The 16,241-nt window shown below is 69.4% G+C and carries 15 protein-coding genes and 1 other RNA gene; 6 read left to right on the top strand and 10 right to left on the bottom strand.

Annotated elements, in window-relative coordinates; all coding sequences use genetic code 11:
- The 3 genes from BV908_RS03340 to BV908_RS03330 form a co-directional block, all read left to right on the top strand.
- A partial coding sequence (locus tag BV908_RS03340) for an electron transfer flavoprotein subunit beta/FixA family protein (protein WP_103737219.1) occupies window positions 1-657 on the top strand: 657 nt, incomplete at its 5' end.
- A 21-nt stretch (window positions 658-678) separates the two neighbouring features.
- Window positions 679-1,611, top strand: a complete 933-nt coding sequence (locus BV908_RS03335; RefSeq protein WP_011806821.1) for an electron transfer flavoprotein subunit alpha/FixB family protein — start codon at window positions 679-681, stop codon at window positions 1,609-1,611.
- 264 nt (window positions 1,612-1,875) lie between these two features.
- Entirely contained in the window at window positions 1,876-2,127 is a 252-nt protein-coding gene (locus BV908_RS03330) for a TRIC cation channel family protein (protein WP_234305472.1), read from the top strand.
- Window positions 2,128-2,139: 12 nt separating this feature from the next.
- Here the strand turns inward: BV908_RS03330 and BV908_RS03325 are convergent, their stop codons facing one another.
- The 5 genes from BV908_RS03325 to cysK all read right to left on the bottom strand — a co-directional run bounded on the left by BV908_RS03325 (window position 2,140) and on the right by cysK (window position 8,198).
- Window positions 2,140-3,921, bottom strand: coding sequence for an FAD-dependent protein (locus tag BV908_RS03325; RefSeq protein ID WP_103737200.1), 1,782 nt, complete (start codon window positions 3,919-3,921; stop codon window positions 2,140-2,142).
- An 86-nt stretch (window positions 3,922-4,007) separates the two neighbouring features.
- Window positions 4,008-5,075 carry a YbhN family protein gene (locus BV908_RS03320; protein ID WP_103737199.1) on the bottom strand — a complete coding sequence of 356 codons (1,068 nt, stop codon included), beginning with the start codon at window positions 5,073-5,075 and terminating at the stop codon, window positions 4,008-4,010.
- A 13-nt stretch (window positions 5,076-5,088) separates the two neighbouring features.
- Complete coding sequence (clsB, locus tag BV908_RS03315; protein WP_103737198.1) at window positions 5,089-6,306, bottom strand: cardiolipin synthase ClsB; 1,218 nt, start codon at window positions 6,304-6,306, stop codon at window positions 5,089-5,091.
- Window positions 6,306-7,076, bottom strand: coding sequence for an endonuclease/exonuclease/phosphatase family protein (locus BV908_RS03310; protein ID WP_103737197.1), 771 nt, complete (start codon window positions 7,074-7,076; stop codon window positions 6,306-6,308). Before BV908_RS03310 ends, clsB begins: the two co-directional genes overlap by 1 nt.
- A 204-nt stretch (window positions 7,077-7,280) precedes the next feature.
- Window positions 7,281-8,198 (bottom strand): cysteine synthase A, encoded by a 918-nt coding sequence (gene cysK / locus BV908_RS03305; protein ID WP_011806815.1) that lies wholly within the window; start codon window positions 8,196-8,198, stop codon window positions 7,281-7,283.
- A gap of 243 nt (window positions 8,199-8,441) precedes the next feature.
- On the opposite strand from cysK, the gene BV908_RS22405 reads away from it, so the two are divergent.
- Together BV908_RS22405 and rnpB are read left to right on the top strand one after the other, a co-directional pair.
- Window positions 8,442-8,612, top strand: coding sequence for a hypothetical protein (locus BV908_RS22405; RefSeq protein WP_015914283.1), 171 nt, complete (start codon window positions 8,442-8,444; stop codon window positions 8,610-8,612).
- Between the two features lie 48 nt (window positions 8,613-8,660).
- Window positions 8,661-9,002, top strand: an RNA gene (rnpB, locus tag BV908_RS03300) — RNase P RNA component class A.
- Window positions 9,003-9,067: 65 nt separating this feature from the next.
- Here the strand turns inward: rnpB and BV908_RS03295 are convergent.
- The 4 genes from BV908_RS03295 to BV908_RS03280 all read right to left on the bottom strand — a co-directional run bounded on the left by BV908_RS03295 (window position 9,068) and on the right by BV908_RS03280 (window position 14,169).
- Complete coding sequence (locus BV908_RS03295; protein WP_103737196.1) at window positions 9,068-10,192, bottom strand: M48 family metallopeptidase; 1,125 nt, start codon at window positions 10,190-10,192, stop codon at window positions 9,068-9,070.
- A gap of 58 nt (window positions 10,193-10,250) precedes the next feature.
- Complete coding sequence (locus BV908_RS03290) at window positions 10,251-11,510, bottom strand: YjgN family protein (RefSeq protein WP_103737195.1); 1,260 nt, start codon at window positions 11,508-11,510, stop codon at window positions 10,251-10,253.
- A gap of 147 nt (window positions 11,511-11,657) precedes the next feature.
- Window positions 11,658-12,458: an rRNA pseudouridine synthase gene (locus BV908_RS03285; RefSeq protein WP_103737194.1), complete on the bottom strand. Its 801-nt coding sequence runs from the start codon at window positions 12,456-12,458 to the stop codon at window positions 11,658-11,660.
- Complete coding sequence (locus tag BV908_RS03280) at window positions 12,451-14,169, bottom strand: MBL fold metallo-hydrolase (RefSeq protein WP_103737193.1); 1,719 nt, start codon at window positions 14,167-14,169, stop codon at window positions 12,451-12,453. The genes BV908_RS03285 and BV908_RS03280 overlap by 8 nt, the downstream gene beginning before the upstream one ends.
- Window positions 14,170-14,244: 75 nt before the next feature.
- On the opposite strand from BV908_RS03280, the gene BV908_RS03275 reads away from it, so the two are divergent.
- Window positions 14,245-15,324 (top strand): metallophosphoesterase, encoded by a 1,080-nt coding sequence (locus tag BV908_RS03275; RefSeq protein ID WP_172751342.1) that lies wholly within the window; start codon window positions 14,245-14,247, stop codon window positions 15,322-15,324.
- Here BV908_RS03275 and BV908_RS22595 read toward each other — a convergent pair.
- Window positions 15,310-16,014: a PEP-CTERM sorting domain-containing protein gene (locus BV908_RS22595; protein WP_246867434.1), complete on the bottom strand. Its 705-nt coding sequence runs from the start codon at window positions 16,012-16,014 to the stop codon at window positions 15,310-15,312. The genes BV908_RS03275 and BV908_RS22595 overlap by 15 nt on opposite strands.
- Between the last annotated feature and the right edge of the window lie 227 nt (window positions 16,015-16,241).

The raw sequence follows: 16,241 nt of genomic DNA, 5'->3' as shown, positions 1-16,241 counted from the left end.
AAGATGAGCATGAACCCCTTTGACGAAATCGCCGTGGAAGAGGCGGTGCGGCTCAAAGAAAAAGGCGTGGCCACGGAAGTGATCGCGGTGAGCTGCGGCGTGGCGCAATGCCAGGAAACGCTGCGCACGGCGATGGCCATTGGCGCCGACCGCGGCATCCTGGTGGAAACCGATGCCGAGCTGCAACCCCTGGCCGTGGCCAAGCTGCTCAAGGCCCTGGTGGACAAAGAGCAACCGGGCCTGATCATCCTGGGCAAGCAAGCCATCGACGACGACGCCAACCAGACCGGCCAGATGCTGGCGGCCCTGGCCGACCTGCCCCAGGCCACCTTCGCCAGCAAAGTCGAAGTCGCCGGCGACAAAGTGAGCGTCACACGCGAAGTCGACGGCGGCCTGGAAACCCTGCAACTGACCACCCCGGCCGTCATCACCACCGACCTGCGCCTGAACGAGCCGCGCTACGTCACGCTGCCCAACATCATGAAGGCCAAGAAAAAGCCGCTGGACACCATCAAGCCCGAAGACCTCGGCGTGGACGTGGCCCCGCGCCTCAAGACCCTCAAGGTGGCCGAACCCCCGAAGCGCGGCGCCGGCGTGAAAGTGCCCGACGTCGCCACGCTGGTGGACAAGCTCAAGAACGAAGCCAAGGTCATCTAAAGGCAGGACAGGAGAAACAACATGACCGTACTCGTCATTGCAGAACACGACAACGCCAGCCTCAAGGCCGCCACCCTGAACACCGTCACCGCCGCACTCGCCTGCGGGGGCGACGTGCACGTGCTCGTAGCCGGTGAAGGCGCGCAGGCCGCCGCCCAGGCCGCCTCCCAAATCGCAGGCGTCGCCAAAGTCCTGCACGCCGACGGCGCCAGCCTGAAGGACGGCCTGGCCGAGAACCTGGCCGCCCAGGTGCTGCAGATTGCCGGCAACTACAGCCACATCCTGTTCCCGGCCACCGCCAGCGGCAAGAACGTCGCCCCGCGCGTGGCCGCCAAGCTGGACGTGGCGCAGATCAGCGACATCACCAAAGTGATCTCCGCCGACACCTTCGAGCGCCCCATCTACGCGGGCAACGCCATCGCCACCGTGCAAAGCGCGGACAGCGTCAAGGTCATCACCGTGCGCGGCACCGGCTTTGACGCGGCGCCCGCCACGGGTGGCAGCGCCGCGGTGGAAACCACCGCCGCCGTGGCCGACGCCGGCAAGAGCAGCTTTGCAGGACGCGAAGTCACCAAGAGCGACCGCCCCGAGCTCACCGCCGCCAAGATCATCGTCTCGGGCGGCCGGGCGCTGGGCAGCAGCGAGAAGTTCAACGAAGTCATGACCCCGCTGGCGGACAAGCTGGGCGCGGCCATTGGCGCCAGCCGCGCAGCGGTGGACGCGGGCTACGCCCCGAACGACCTGCAGGTGGGGCAAACGGGCAAGATCGTTGCGCCGCAGCTGTACATCGCGGCGGGGATCTCGGGGGCCATCCAGCACCTGGCAGGGATGAAGGACAGCAAGGTGATCGTGGCGATCAACAAAGACCCGGAGGCGCCGATCTTTGCGGTGGCCGACTACGGGCTGGAGGCCGATCTGTTCCAGGCCGTGCCGGAGATGGCCTCTCGGTTGTAACCGGGCGCACCCGCACGGCACTGGGGTGCCGTGCGGGATCGAACCTCTCGTTCTTCCTCAGGCTCCTGAGCGACGATCCGCGGGACCTTCTTGATCCCCCAGCTTGGCGTCGGAGTGGGCATTTCCGGCCGCATCGCGCTGCGCCGCCTGCCCCCAGCGGCATTCGTGTGCTGCCAGTAGTGTTTTGCGCATCGACCGCGGACGGTGGTGTCGTGCGGCGACAGAATGCGGCACAGTTGCACACGCACACCCATCCTCCTGGGGATGGTGACGGCCGTCGGCGGCGGCGTGGTGCGCGACGTGCTGCTCAACCGCGTACCGATCATCCTGCACAAGGAGATCTACGCGCTTCCGGCATTGCTGGCGGCGGCGATCCAGGTGATGGGGCAGCACATGGAATGGTGGGTGACGCTGACGCCCTGGTTTGCCGCGTCGGTCTGCCTGGCCGTGCGTCTGCTGGCGTTGCGGTATTCGTGGAGCCTTCCGCCGGTCTGGAGAAAGGCGCCGCCGCAGTGAACTGGCCCCGGCTCAGGCCGCGCCGCCCGAACCGCGCGTGCCCGAGGAGGGCAGCGGCAGACCCAGCATGGCACAGGCCACGGCTTCGCCGACCTTGATGCCGTCCACGCCGGCCGAGAGGATGCCGCCCGCGTAGCCCGCGCCCTCGCCGGCGGGGTACAGGCCGGCGGTGTTCAGGCTCTGGAAGTTGTCGCCGCGGCCGATGCGCAGCGGTGACGAGGTGCGCGTTTCCACGCCCGTCAGCACCGCGTCGTGCATGTCGTAGCCACGGATCTTGCGGCCGAAGGCGGGCAGGGCCTCGCGCATGGCCTCGGTGGCGAAGGCGGGCAGGGCGTCGTCCATGCCGACCAGCGTGACGCCGGGCTTGTACGAGGGCTGCACGTCCCCCAGCGCGGTGGACGCGCGGCGCGCCAGAAAATCGCCCACGCGCTGCGCCGGGGCGTTGTAGTTGCCGCCGCCCAGGCGGTAGGCGTTCGACTCCAGCTGGCGCTGCAGCACGATACCGGCCAGCGGGTGCACCTGCCCGGCGGGCAACGTGTCCACGCCGTGGGCTGCGCCCAGCGCGGCCTCGAAGGCCGCGGGGTCGCGCGGATAGTCCTGCGGGTCCACGCCCACCACCATGCCGGCGTTGGCGTTGCGCTCGGCGCGCGAATACTGGCTCATGCCGTTGGTGACCACGCGCCCGGGCTCGCTGGTGGCGGCCACCACGGTGCCGCCGGGGCACATGCAGAAGCTGTACACGGTGCGCCCCTGGCTGGCGTGGTGCACCAGCTTGTAGTCGGCCGCGCCCAGCAGCGGGTGGCCCGCATGCTTGCCCCAGCGCGCGCGGTCGATCACGCTCTGCGGATGCTCGATGCGCACGCCCACGGAGAACGGCTTGGCCTCCATGGCCACACCGTGCGTGTGCAGCATGGCGAAGCTGTCGCGCGCGCTGTGTCCCAGGGCCATGACCACGTGATCGGCGCGCAGCTCCTGCACTGCGCCGCTGGCCAGATCGCGCACGCGCAGGCCGCGCAGGTAGCGCCGGCCGGCGGTGTCGGTTTCGATGATCACGTCGTCCACACGCTGCTCGAAGCGCACCTCGCCGCCCAGCGCGATGATCTGTGCGCGCAGCGACTCCACCACTTTCACCAGCTTGAAGGTGCCGATGTGCGGGTGGGCCACGTACAGAATCTCGGGCGGGGCGCCCGCTGCGACGAATTCCTCCATCACCTTGCGGCCCAGGTGACGCGGGTCCTTGATCTGGCTGTAGAGCTTGCCGTCGCTGAAGGTGCCGGCGCCGCCTTCGCCGAACTGCACGTTGGACTCGGGGTTCAGTTCGCGCTTGCGCCACAGGCCCCAGGTGTCTTTGGTGCGCTCGCGCACGGGCTTGCCGCGCTCCAGCACGATGGGCCGGAACCCCATCTGTGCCAGCACCAGCGCCGCGAAGATGCCGCAGGGCCCGAAGCCCACCACCACCGGGCGCTGTGCGGGCGCTTCGCCAGCGCAGCCCACCGGGCGCCAGGCCATGTCGGGCGTGGGCTGGATGTGCGGGTGGCCGGCATGGCGTGCCAGCAGGGCGCCGGCATGGGACGCGTCCGCGAGCTGCAGGTCCAGGATGTACACCGCCATCAGGTCGGCCTTGCGCGCGTCGAAGCTGCGCTTGTGCACGTGCAGGGCGGCGATGGCGGACTCGGGCACGCCCAGCACCTGTGCGGCCTGGGCGCGCAGCAGGGCCTCGGGGTGGGTGTCGGCGTCGTAGGCGTCGGCGGGCAGGGCTGCCAGCGGCAGCTTGATTTCGGAGAGGCGAATCATGGGGTGCGGCCCGTGACTATCGGGCGGTGCCAAAGAGGAGGGCGATCATAAGGGAGCGCCGCACGGCCATGAGCGGTGCGGAGAACTCAATTTGCTATTGTATTAATAGCTGCTTGCGCTTGTCTGAAAAGCGCTAGGGGCTGTTTTTCTTGAGAACTGGTGGTCGGCTGATGTCGCCGCCACCACAGCTCGGTCGCCAGCAGGGCCAGCGCCGCGGGCGCGAGCGGCGCGAAGTAGTACACCGCGCGGAAGGCCAGCACCACGGCCAGCGCCTGGCTCACGGGCAGGTGCACGGCCAGCACGGCCGTGCCCACGGCCTCCAGCACACCCAGGCCGGCGGGGATGCGCGAGACCAGCCCGGCCACCGCGCCCAGCAGCACCGTGGCCAGCGCCGCGGCGTAGGGCACCTGCTGGCGCGCCAGCACCCACACGGACGCGGCCATTAACGCCCAGTGGGTGCACGACAGCACCAACTGCAGCAGCGCCACGCGCCAGGTCGGTAGCGGCAGGCGTCGCCCGCGCAGCATCAGCGGTCGGTGCCCGCCGCGCTGCGCGCACAGCGCCAGGTAGCCCAGCGCCACGCAGGCCAGCACCGTGCCCAGCCAAGGGAGCTGGCCGCTGCCCATGCGCCAACCCTCGGGCAGCGGCGGTGTCCAGGCCCAGAACAGCGCACAGGCCAGCACGCAGTAGCCCAGCCAGTTGGTGGCGATGGACAGGCTGATCACCTGCGCGATCTGGCCCACATCCAGGCCCTGGCGCGAATACAACCGGTAGCGCACCGAAGCGCCGCCGATCAGCGAGCCCAGGTTGAGGGTGAAAGGGTAGGCGATCAGCGTGACGCCCATGGTGCGGGCGACGCCCAGCCCGTGGCGTACCACGTGGCGACCGAACAGGTCGAAGCACCCGTACACCAGGTGGCCGGCCCAGGCCAGGGCCGCCGCTGCAGCCAGCGTGGGCACAGGCAGCGCGCGCAGCGCCTGCCACACGCCGGGCCAGTCCACCTGCAGGCCCTGGCGCACCAGCAGCCATACCACCAGGGCGGCCACCGCTGCCATGGCGAGCCCGGCCAGCCAGCGCCAGCCCCGTAACCGGCGCCACCCGCTGCGGCGACGGCGGTGCGCGGTGTGGACAGGCGAAGTGGCAGGGCCGTGCATGGGCTGCCTTGCCTCAGGACGCGCGCGCCGTTTGTTCAGCGGGCGGCTCGGCCTGCATGACGGCGATGGCGGGCTCGTGTCGCGGCAGCCAGCCCGCCCAGGCGGGAAACCAGCGCATGAGGTGGTACACGCAGTAGCCGCGCAGCAGGCGCAGTGCCTCCCAGGCGCCGCGCGGAGCGGGCTCCACCTGGCGGCAGTGCCGCTGCATCAGGCGCGACAGGCGCTGATACAGCAGCGCATTGAAGGAGGCATCGCGGATGACGACGTTCGCCTCCAGGTTGAGCGACAGGCTGAGGGGGTCGAGGTTGCTGGAGCCCACGGTGGACCACTCGCGGTCCACCAGCGCCACCTTGCCGTGCAGCGGGCGCTCGCAGTACTCGTAGATGTGTACTCCCGCGCGCAGCAGGTGGTCGTACAGCAGGCCGGCCGCGGTCTTCACGATGGGCATGTCGGGTTCGCCCTGCAGGATCAGGCGCACGTCCACCCCGCGCCGCGCGGCGCGGCGCAGTTCGCGCACCAGCCGGTAGCCGGGGAAGAAATACGCGTTGGCGATCACCACGCGCTCGCGCGCGGCGCGCAGGGCGATACGGTAGTGGCGCTCGATGTCGTTGGTATGCCGGTGGTTGTCGCGCGTGACGAACATGGCGTGGGCTGAGCCCGCTGCGGGCAGCTGCGGCAGCGGTTCGTGGCGGTGGGTGCGCTGGACAGACGGGGGCAGGACCGCCGAGCGGGTGAAGCGGTGCATGTGCGCCACGATGGGGCCATGCACCTCGACGGCATAGTCTTGCTTGGCCTGCGGGCCGAAGTCCGCCACATGGTCCGCCGAGTAGTTGATGCCGCCGATGAAGCCCAGCGTGCCGTCCACCACCACGATCTTGCGGTGCATGCGCCGCAGCAGGTTCAGGCGCTGGCCGAAAAGGCGCCGCCCTGGGTCGAACACACGAAAACGCACGCCCGCCTGCACCAGGCTGTCGACAAAATGATCAGGCAGGTCGGGCGAGCCAAAGCCGTCCACCAGCAGGTTCACCGACACGCCGCGCCGCGCCGCCTGCAGCAGCGCCGCGTGCAGCCCCTGGCCGATGTGGTCGTCGAACAGGATGAAGGTCTCCACCATCACCTCGCGCTGCGCCTGGGCAATGGCCTCGAACACGCGCGGGAAGAACTCCTCGCCGTTCTCCAGCAGGCGAAAGTGGTTGCCGGGTATCCAGCGCGAGGACGGGCGCGGGCGCATCACAGGAGGATCTCCGCGGCCAGCGGCGCATGGTCCGACAGGCGGTTCCAGGGCCTGCGCGGCAGGCTCATCGGCGTGTGCACCGAGGTGCCGCGCACATAGATGCGGTCCAGCGGCAGCAGCGGCAGCGATGCGGGAAAGGTGCGCACGGCACGCCCGCAGGCTTGCACGAACACTTCATGCAGGCCGGCTTCGCGCTGCAGCACGTCGTGCGCGCGGCCACGCCAGTCGTTGAAGTCACCCGCGACGATCACCGGGTCCTGCGCGGGAAACGAATGCACCAGCGCCGACACGCGGCGCAACTGCTGCTGGCGGTGCGCCTCCTGCAGGCCCAGGTGTACGCAGATGGCATGGACCGGCCGTGCATGCTGGGGCGGCTGCAGCACGCAGTGCAGCATGCCGCGGCGTTCCGGGCCGCTGACCGAGATGTCGTGGTTCTCGTAGTGCACGATCGGGAACTTGGACAGCAACGCGTTGCCGTGGTGGCCATCGGTGTAGACCGCGTTGCGGCCATAGGCGTATTGCGTCCAGATGGAGTCGGCCAGGAACTCGTAGTGCGGCTCCTGTGGGAAATTGGTCACGCGCCCCGCATGGCGCTGGTGCGTGCCCAGCACCTCCTGCAGGAACACGAGGTCGGCCGATACCTGGCGCACCGCCTCGCGCAACTCGTGCAACATGAAGCGGCGGTTGAAGGACGTGAACCCCTTGTGCACGTTCACGGTCAGCACCTTGAACGCGACGGGGGAGGAAGAGGGCGGGTTCTGAGTCATGGGGAAATCCAATGCCGGCCCGCTGCCGGGGGCGCACCGCAGCGCGGCAGCGGAGGGCGATGGGGCATTGTTTCCCTGGCGGCCGGCACGCGGCTGTAGGACGGTGGACCATGCCGGTGCGTGAACATGCCGCGTCGTTGCGTTGGCGGCAAGGCATAAAAAAGGCCCCTTGCGGGGCCTTGTCAAAAAGGTGCGCCAGGCGTGTCAGGCGGGCAGGAAACCCTCGACCGACAGATAGCGTTCGCCGGTGTCGTAGTTGAAGCCCAGCACCCGCGCGCCCGCGGGCAGCTCGGGCAGCTTCTGGGCAATGGCGGCCAGTGTGGCGCCGGAGGAAATGCCCACCAGCAGACCTTCCTCGCGCGCGGCGCGGCGGGCGTATTCACGCGCGGGCTCGGCCTCGACCTGGATCACGCCGTCCAGCAGGCTGGTGTCCATGATCTGCGGCACGAAGCCCGCGCCCAGGCCCTGGATGGGGTGCGGGCCGGGCTGGCCGCCCGACAGCACGGGCGATTGCGAAGGCTCCACCGCGAACACCTTGAGCTGCGGAAACTGCGCCTTGAGCACGCGCGCCACGCCCGTGATGTGCCCGCCCGTGCCCACACCGGTGACGAGTGCGTCCAGCCCGTCGGGGAAGTCGGCGGCGATTTCCTGCGCCGTGGTGCGCATGTGCACCTCGACGTTGGCCGGGTTTTCGAACTGTTGGGGCATCCAACTGCCGGGTGTCGCGGCCACCAGTTCCTGCGCGCGGGCGATGGCGCCTTTCATGCCCTTTTCCTTGGGCGTGAGGTCGAAGCGGGCGCCGTAGGCCAACATCAGGCGGCGGCGTTCGATGGACATGCTGTCAGGCATCACCAGCACCAGCTGGTAGCCCTTGACGGCCGCTACCAGCGCTAAGCCAATGCCGGTGTTGCCCGAGGTGGGCTCGATGATGGTGCCGCCTGGCTGCAGCGCGCCACTGCGCTCGGCCGCCTCGACCATCGCCAGGGCGATGCGGTCCTTGATGGAACCGCCGGGGTTGGCGCGCTCGGACTTCACCCACACGTTGGCACCCGCGCCGAACAGGCGATTGATGCGCACGTGGGGAGTGTTGCCGATGGTGTGCAGGATGTTGTCGACTCGCATGGTGTCTCCAGGGTAGAGGGTGGGAATCCGGCAAAGCGGGAGAGGCGTCCATTGTGGGGGAGTCGTTCAGCGGCGTCGCGATATGGATATTCCCGCTGTGGATATGGCGCCGGCGTGAATCGTCCGCCTGTGGGTCGACTCGATTGATGTGCATCAAGATTTGCCGGCGCGTGCGCGCCCGCCTGTGCCATCGGTCGGGTGCGCGCGCGACAATGGTCTCGTCTTCACTTTCCCTCCTGCGCCATGACCTTGCTGCACACCACCATGCTCATGCTCACCGCGAGTTGTGCGCTGATGCTGATCGGTTTCTCGGCGCGCGAGTCGCGCTGGGGCCCGGCGCTGATGATGGTGGGCATCGTGGGCGCGCTGCTGCTCATCGCCTACAACATCTTCCAGTTATTGCCCGCGCATTGAGCGCGCGGCCGCGCGCCGCAGCGGAGAAACGCGGATAATTGCGCCCGTGAAGCACGCCAGACCGCCGCTGGTGCAATCTGGGAAACCAGGCACTGGAGGAACGTCCGGACTGCACAGGACAGCGTAGCAGCTAACGGCTGCCCACCGTGAGGTGAGGATCAGAGCAACAGAGACGAGTCCCGGGGGAGTGCCTGCGAAGGCAGACCACTGGGGGTGAAACGGGCAATCTCTACGCGCAGCAATACCAAGTAGGCCAGCGTTGACGTGGTTCCGCGGAGCTGGCGGGTAGGTAGCACCGAGCCGTGGTGGTGACACCCGGCCCAGATTAATGGCGGTCACGCTGCGGGCAACCGCAGTGCACAGAATCCGGCTTATCGGCGCGCTTCACACTTTTATGCCAAAACAGCTGCCAGCCCTTGCCAGTCAAGCGCTGGCAGCTCTTTTTTCAGGAGCACTCAGGAGCAATACGGCGCACGGCCGGCGCGCAGCGCGTTGGCGCGCTCCAGCGTGTCCGGGTGGGTGCTCAGCAGCGTCCACAGGCCGTGGGATTGCGGCGGGTCCTCGGGCGTGGACGGGGCCTTGCCGGCCTGCGGGGAGGGGGTTGTGGAATCCTCGTCCCGCAGCATGGCCAACAGCAGGTCGCCCATCGGTGCGGTGGGCAGGCCGGCATGGCGCATCAGTGCGAGCGCGTGGCAGTCGGCCTCGCGCTCATGGCTGCGGCTGTAGGCCAGGCCCGTGAGCAACGAACTGCCCGTGGCCACCAGGCCGGACACCTCACCCAGCGCCAGCCCCAGACCCACCTGCAGCACCCCCTGCTCGACGAGCATGCGCGTGGTATGCCGATGAGCCACATGGCCGATCTCGTGCGCCAGCACGCCCACCAGCGCGTCGTCGTCCAGGCGTTGCGCGCGGGCGGTTTCCACCAGCGCATCGGTCATCACCACCGTGCCGCCGGGCAAGGCGAAGGCATTGGGCCCCAGGCCGGAGCGGAACGCGAGCGTGTAGTGCGGCGCGTAACCGCCATAGCGCTGCAGCGCCGCGGGCGAAGCGGCCAGCAGCGCATCGAAACGTGCGCGCAGCGCGGCTTGGCGCGCAGGCGTGAGCGTGGTGGGCTTGAGCGTGCCCGCGTCCATCTGCGCCAGCGCACTCTGGGCCAGCGCCACCTCCCAGGCCAGTGGCACATGGCGCGTGAACTGCGCGGCCAGCCAGGGCGTGCCGTGGCGGTAGAACGCGAACAACCCGGCCACGGCCAGCACCAGGACGACGGCAAACACGCCCCAGCGCGTTTGCATGCGCTGCGCCAGCCCCGGCCGGTGGCCGGCCGCATCCAGCGCGGCCTGCCAGCCGGCGGGGTCGTCGATCTCCAGGCTGCCGTCGTCGCCCAGATCGGCCACGAGTTTTGGTTGCGGACGCCGGGCGTTCCAGGCCTCGGGCCAGGCCACGGCGCGGTGGGCAAAGCGGCGCGGCGGCGCACCGGGCACATGCAGTTCCAGCGCGGGGCCGTCGGGCGCGGGCAGCAGCCGCACCTGCACCGCGCGCGGTCGGCTGCTGCGCCCGTCGAACCAATGGGCGAGCACCATGCCCGTCAATGGCGTCTCCGCGAGGGGGCGCCGGGCGAAGGTGTTTTGGGGCGGCCGGTCATCCGATCAGGTCCAGGCCCGCCGCGTCAGCCAGCGCATCGCCGATGCCGCCCGGCTGCTGCCGGCCCAGGCGCCCCGCCACCTGGTCCACGCCGCCCTTGACATGGACGGTGACGGATTCGAGCTTCATGCGATATTCGCTCACCATGGCGAATGGGCGGAAGAACCCCAGCGTCAGTACCGTGAGCAGCATGTTGCGCAGCCGCAGCAGCACATAGCCGCCCGTGCTGAGGTTGCACTTGAAGCGCGCGATGCGGCTCACACCGATGTTGCTCCAGGTCAGGCGAAACAGCGCGGCCTCGCGATAGGCGCGTGCCGGCGCGGTGGCCAGCATCATCGCCAGCAGCGCGCCCACGAAGGCCGCCATGATCAGCACGAAGATGCCCAGCCCCATCCCGCCCTTGCCCAGCTTGGACACGAGTCCGAGCGAGCCCGTGAAGAGGCCCGCGACCAGCGCGACGAGCACCAGCAGCGAGACGAGAAACACCGCCAGCGTGGCCAGCCACAGCTTCACGAAATCCATGTACACGGGCTTCCAGCGGCCGGCCTCGTTGCCGATGCGTGAGCGCAGCACCAGGAGGCTGCGGTAGTTGAACTCCAGCCGGATGATGCACAGCACCGTGAGCAGCAGGCCCAGCGCCACCAGACCTATCAGCGGCGCGGTGACCTCGGGCAGCTTGCGGCCGGTTTCTTCGTTCACCACCGCGGCCGGGGCCAGGGACTGCAGGCCCCAGAACACGCCCAGCCACACCAGTGCCAGAGCGAACACAGGCCAGCTGGCGGTGTAGACCTCGCGCCAGCTCGCCGCGAACTGCAGACGCAGCCCGCGCCAGCGCGTGTTGGCCAGGCGAAAGCGCATGGCGCTGCCCCAGATCAGCGGCGACAGGGCCGCGCCGCCCAGGATGAAAAGGCCCACGGCCGTGTCCTGCCCCGTGTTGACGGCCAACTGGTAGGCGACCGTGAGCAGCAGCAGCACGACGAAGCCCACCACCATGCGCCGCTGCTGCGCGGTGAATTCCAGGGGGCTGCCTGCCACCAGCGTGTGGCCGTAGAAGTACTGAGCCGTACGCCGCCGCGCCCAGGGGGTGTACAGGCCCAGCGTCAGAATGCTCAGCAGTACGTTCACGATCCACACGCGGAAGTATTCGCCGCCGCTGCCCGTGAAGCGCATGGCGTGTGGCTCGATGTCCTGTGACTCGAAGGACGAGCGCAGCCCAGAGCGCGCCCGCGCGCGCTCGGACGATACCTGGACGTCCATGGTTTTTCCCTCTCTGGTGGTTGTTGGCGCGCAGTGTAGCGCAGCACTAGGAGTGCTGTATCTTCTTGTTAAGAATGGCTGTATCGGTTGTCAATAAAGCGCTAGCAGCTATGTTTAGAGTAGCAATTCAGGCTTGGGCCACGGACCTCAGAACCGCTCCCACGGTTGCAGGTAGCGCCACTGCCCCTGGGGCACCTTGGCCAGGGGCACGCGGCCGATGCGGATGCGCTTGATGGCCCGCACGGACAGGCCCACGGCTTCGCACATGGCCGGGATCTGGCCGGGGCGGATGCCCTTGAGCGCGAAGCGCAGGCGTGTCTCGCTTTGCCAGCTGACCTTGATGGGCGGCAGTGGCCGGCCGTTGAAGCTCAGGCCGTGGCAGAGCTTTTGCAGTCCGCCGTCCGCGATCTGGCCTGCCACCTCCACGATGCACTCCTGTTCCAGCGTTTCGATGTCTTCCTGCAGCTTGCGGGCCACGCGCCGGTCCTGCGTGTAGACCACCAGGCCGCTGGCCTCGGTGGGCAGCGGCGTGAAGCATTCGAGCTGTTTGAAATGGCGCAGCAGCACGCGCGTGCCGGCGGCGTCTTCGGGCAGGTGCGACTGCGCGTTGAGCAGCGCGACGGCTTGCGGCGCGCCCTGGCTGCGGCTGCCGTGCGCGCCCGGTGCGCCGTGCGTCGCGCCAGTGACCAGGCCCAGCCCCGCCTCGTAGCCCGGCGGCTTGTGCAGCAGCAGGGTGACGGGGGTGAGCTCCATCGGGTTGGCGTCTGGCGCCAGCACCACGCTTTGCGCGGACGTCACGCGCGCACCGGGCAGCTCGACCACCTGGCCGTCCACCGACACCCATCCCCCCTCGATGTACTGCTCTGCCGTGGTGCGCGAGCACTGGAACTGCTGCGCCACGCGCTTGGACAGGCGCACCGTGTTCGTTGGATGGCTGGATTCAGTCATTGCCGGGCTCCAGCATGCGGATGCGCTCCACATGCGCGAGCAGCGAGCGCTGCGCGATGGGCCACATGCGCGGCGGCACGTCGTCGTAGGCCAGGCGCACCCAGTCGTCCATGCTGCCTTCGGGCTGGGCCTGCATGGCGGCCAGCACCTTGGCTTCGCGCGTCAGGCGGTGGGCCTTCAGGCGTGCGATGGCGGTGCGCGCCCCATCTTCCGGGCCTCCCAGCACGTAGCCGTGCGCGGGCAGGATGAAATCGGCGCCGTGCTCGGCGCACAGCGCGTCCAGCCGGTCCAGCGAATCCAGGTAGTCCGCCATGTTGCCGTCGGGCGGGTCGATGACCGTGGTGCTGCCGTTCAGGATGTGGTCGCCCGAGAACAGCAACCCGTCCTCGCGCAGCAGCAGGCACAGATGGTTGGCCGCGTGGCCGGGCGTGTGGATGACCTGCAGGGTATGGGTGATTTCGCCGTCTGGCCCTTGTCCAGCAAGCGTGAGCAGCTCACTATCTTGTAGCGAGCGATCGGGCGTGAATTGACTGGCCGCACGCGCCGTGGGCGCCGAGGGCAGGCCCAGGATGGGCGGTGTGGCGCGCCCGGCGCGCACGCACATCGCCTGCAGCGGCGCGGCGCCGGGGGAGTGGTCGGGGTGCGAATGGGTGCACACGATCATGCGGATGTCCCCGCCCGCGGCGCGCCAGAGCTTGTCCAGGTGCTCGGTGTCGGCCGGACCGGGGTCGATGGCGATGTAGCCCGTGGCCGGGTCGCCCACCAGGTAGCTGTTGGTGCCGGGGCCGGTCATCACGCCGGGGTTGGGGGCGGTGAGGCGCTGCACGTTCTTCAGCAGCGGCACGGGCGTCTCGCTCTGCCAGTCCAGCGCATGCTCGCCGCGGCCCGTGGGCGTGACCAGCGCCAGCTCGCCAAAGGGCGCCTCGTCCTCCATGAAGCGCGCCTCCTTGCCGCCCAGCAGGCCCGAGCGCGGGCTGCTGACCCACAGGGGCTGCTCGTGCGCGACGGCGGCGAGCACGGCGTCCACGTCCGCAAACTGCGCCAGGCGCTGCAGCGTGCGGATGGTGGGGAAGATCATGAAGAACTGCCCCGCCTCGTGGCGCGCCAGCGCGTCGGCCGGGCTCACCCACACGGGCTCGAACTGCTCGGACTCGTCGGCCACGGGCTCCTGCCCCTCGGGCATGCGCGCGACGAGAAAGGGCACGGCGAAGCGCTTCGGTAAATTGCGGTCGGCCGTCCAGTGGGCCAGCCAGTACACGCGGTCGGCCGCCAGGCGCAGGCCGCGCGCGGCGCATTGGCTGGCAAAGGTGGCGGGCGCGGCCGGGTGGCGCTGCAGCGCGGCTATGTCGGCTGCATCGGCCATCTGCCCTTGGCGGGGGCCATCGGCGTGGCGCGCCAGCAGCACGCCCAGTTCTTCAAAACTTTCGCGGATGGCGGCCAGGGCGTCGGTCAGGCGCTGGGCGCATTGCGCGGGGCGGTGGTCGGCCTGGGCATGGGCGGCGGGGTCGGCGTCCTGCGCCTCGATGCCGCCGCCAGGGAAGACGTAGGCGCCGGGCGCGAAGCTGGCTTTGTCCGATCGGCGCGTCATCAAAACTTCTAGCGCGCTGCCGCCATTGGGGTGGGGCGCGTCGCGCAGCAGCAGCACGGTGGCTGCATGCAAAGGGGTGACCGGCTCGCGGTGGGGGTGTAGTTGTTGGCTGGTGCGTGGCATGGTTTGCATTATGGGCAGTGCGGGGCGGCGCGGTGGTGGGGCGGCGTGCCGGGGCTGGGCACAATGCGCGTCGCCATGAATCAGCCACTCACGATCCCAAGCACCCGCCCGTCCGCTTCAGCGCCACGCGCCGACCACCTCACGCAGGCGCGGCGCGTCTTGTGGGGTGTGGGTTGGGTGTGGCTGGCGTTGGCGCTGGTGCTGGCCTGGCTCGACCGGGACGGGCGCTGGATGGAGCCCGGGCGCGAGGGCGCCGTGCTGATCAAGCTGTGGATTTTCTGGGCCGTGTGGGCGGTGCTGCCCTGGTGGGGCGCGGCGCTGCTGGGGCTGCGCCACGCGGCAGGCCGCAGCCCGCGCGGGCTGGCCTGGCTGGCGGCGCTGACGCTGGTGGCCTACAGCGGCCTGCTGGAGCCGCGCCTGTTGACCGTGCGTGAGCACCGGGTGCAGGTGCCGGGGCTGGCGCAGTCCCCGGCGCAGCCGCTGCGGCTGGCGCTGGTGGCCGACGTGCATGCCGGGCTGTTCGTGCGCGACTGGCAGGTGCAGCGGCTGGTGGACCGGCTCAATGCGCTGGATGTGGATGCGGTGGTGGTGGCGGGCGACTGGACCTACGACCCGCCGCGCGACCTGCACGCCGCGCTGCAGCCGTTTGCCCGGCTGCGCCACCCGGTATGGGGCGTGCTGGGCAACCACGACACTGCAGCGCCCGGCCCGCCGCTGGCGCAGGCCCTGCGCCAGGCCTTGCAGAACCACGGCGTGCAGCTGCTGGACGGGCGGCGCCTGCGGTGGCGCGGCTGGGATGTGGTGGGCCTGAGCGACCGCTGGGGCGGCGATCCGCGCAGCGAGGCAGCCCGCCTGCTGCCGCCGGATTCACCCACGGCGCCCCGGCTGGTGCTGGCGCACCAGCCCGACACGGCGACGCTGCTGCCGGCGGGCAGCGCCAGCCTGGTCCTCAGCGGCCACACGCACGGTGGCCAGATCACGCTGCCCTGGCTCACGCGCCACTGGGTGCTGCCGGGCATGAGCGAGCAGGGCTGGTTTGAAGGCCTGCATGCCACGCCCGCAGGGCCGTTGTTTGTGACCACGGGCGTGGGCACCATCGGCCTGCCGGCGCGGCTGGCCGTGGTGCCGCGCATCGACGTGCTAGTGCTGCACTGAGCAGCTTTCCGTGCGCAGACCCTTGCGCCGCGCCAGCCCCAGCCCGGCCAGGCCCAGGCCCAGCAGCGCAAGCGACGCGGGTTCGGGAACGCCATTGCCGGGCGTGCCAGGGATGTAGGTGTCGGCCGTGATGCGCACGTTGTAGCCGTTCACCGAGCCGTGGTCCTCCAGCAGGATCTGCAGGAAGTGCGAGCCAGCCGTCAGGTCGCCAAGGGATAGGCTGTATTCGCCCGGCGTGACGGAACCCGGGCCGCGCGCACCAAACAGGTACACCCCGTCCAGCCACAGAAAAATGCCGTTATCCACGCCAAAGCTGGCGGTGACCCCGGTGGCGCCCAGGGTGTCAAACCGGTAGATCGCGGCGACCTCGGTGCCGACCGCCCACGAGTTCGGGATGGGAATGGGCGCGCTGCTCCAGTTGGAGTTCAGGCTCAAAGGATTCGTGAGCCAGTTACCCAGCACCCCGCTGGCGGCCGACAGATTGGGCGCGGTGGGGTAGGTGGCGGCGCAGTCATTGGAGGTGGGGAAGGGTTCCGCGCAGGTGTCGGTGCCTGTGTTGGACAGGTTCAGCAGCGTGCCGATGCTGTTGTTGTAGTAGCCCGGGTCGCTGGTCTGAACCAGCGTGACGGCGGCAGATGCGCCCAGCGGCAGCAGCATGGCAGAAAGCAAAAGTGAGCGTAGTGTTTTCATTTTTCACTCCTCGGGTGAACCGGCATGGGGTTGGGGTGTGCCGCGGCGGCGCTCTTTGAACAGCAGGTGACGCAAAGGCCGCGCCCCCACGCCAAAGCAAGAAGCGTGCGGGCGCGCCCTGGTGCTGCCAAGTGCTTGATTTGTTTGCATTTTTGGCAAGCCAGAGCGACGCGCAGGCAGGCCTATGTAAAGAAACCCGACCTGCGCGACGCGCACTGGCGGCGGCC

It is taken from the genome of Diaphorobacter sp. LR2014-1 (assembly GCF_002916785.1).
Taxonomy (GTDB): Bacteria; Pseudomonadota; Gammaproteobacteria; order Burkholderiales; family Burkholderiaceae_C; genus Diaphorobacter; species Diaphorobacter nitroreducens.
Note: the sequence above shows the minus strand (reverse complement) of the source record. Positions and strands in the feature narration are given on the sequence as shown.

Excerpts from the sequence above, each read along its gene's own strand:
- BV908_RS03320 (WP_103737199.1), bottom strand. The coding sequence starts at position 5,075 with ATGCACGGCCCTGCCACTTCGCCTGTCCACACCGCGCACCGCCGTCGC.
- clsB (WP_103737198.1), bottom strand. The coding sequence starts at position 6,306 with ATGCGCCCGCGCCCGTCCTCGCGCTGGATACCCGGCAACCACTTTCGC.
- BV908_RS03275 (WP_172751342.1), top strand. The coding sequence starts at position 14,245 with ATGAATCAGCCACTCACGATCCCAAGCACCCGCCCGTCCGCTTCAGCG.
- BV908_RS03330 (WP_234305472.1), top strand. The coding sequence starts at position 1,876 with ATGGTGACGGCCGTCGGCGGCGGCGTGGTGCGCGACGTGCTGCTCAAC.
- BV908_RS03290 (WP_103737195.1), bottom strand. The coding sequence starts at position 11,510 with ATGGACGTCCAGGTATCGTCCGAGCGCGCGCGGGCGCGCTCTGGGCTG.
- BV908_RS03310 (WP_103737197.1), bottom strand. The coding sequence starts at position 7,076 with ATGACTCAGAACCCGCCCTCTTCCTCCCCCGTCGCGTTCAAGGTGCTG.
- BV908_RS03285 (WP_103737194.1), bottom strand. The coding sequence starts at position 12,458 with ATGACTGAATCCAGCCATCCAACGAACACGGTGCGCCTGTCCAAGCGC.
- BV908_RS03325 (WP_103737200.1), bottom strand. The coding sequence starts at position 3,921 with ATGATTCGCCTCTCCGAAATCAAGCTGCCGCTGGCAGCCCTGCCCGCC.
- BV908_RS22405 (WP_015914283.1), top strand. The coding sequence starts at position 8,442 with ATGACCTTGCTGCACACCACCATGCTCATGCTCACCGCGAGTTGTGCG.
- BV908_RS03295 (WP_103737196.1), bottom strand. The coding sequence starts at position 10,192 with ATGGTGCTCGCCCATTGGTTCGACGGGCGCAGCAGCCGACCGCGCGCG.
- BV908_RS03280 (WP_103737193.1), bottom strand. The coding sequence starts at position 14,169 with ATGCCACGCACCAGCCAACAACTACACCCCCACCGCGAGCCGGTCACC.
- BV908_RS03335 (WP_011806821.1), top strand. The coding sequence starts at position 679 with ATGACCGTACTCGTCATTGCAGAACACGACAACGCCAGCCTCAAGGCC.
- BV908_RS22595 (WP_246867434.1), bottom strand. The coding sequence starts at position 16,014 with ATGAAAACACTACGCTCACTTTTGCTTTCTGCCATGCTGCTGCCGCTG.
- cysK (WP_011806815.1), bottom strand. The coding sequence starts at position 8,198 with ATGCGAGTCGACAACATCCTGCACACCATCGGCAACACTCCCCACGTG.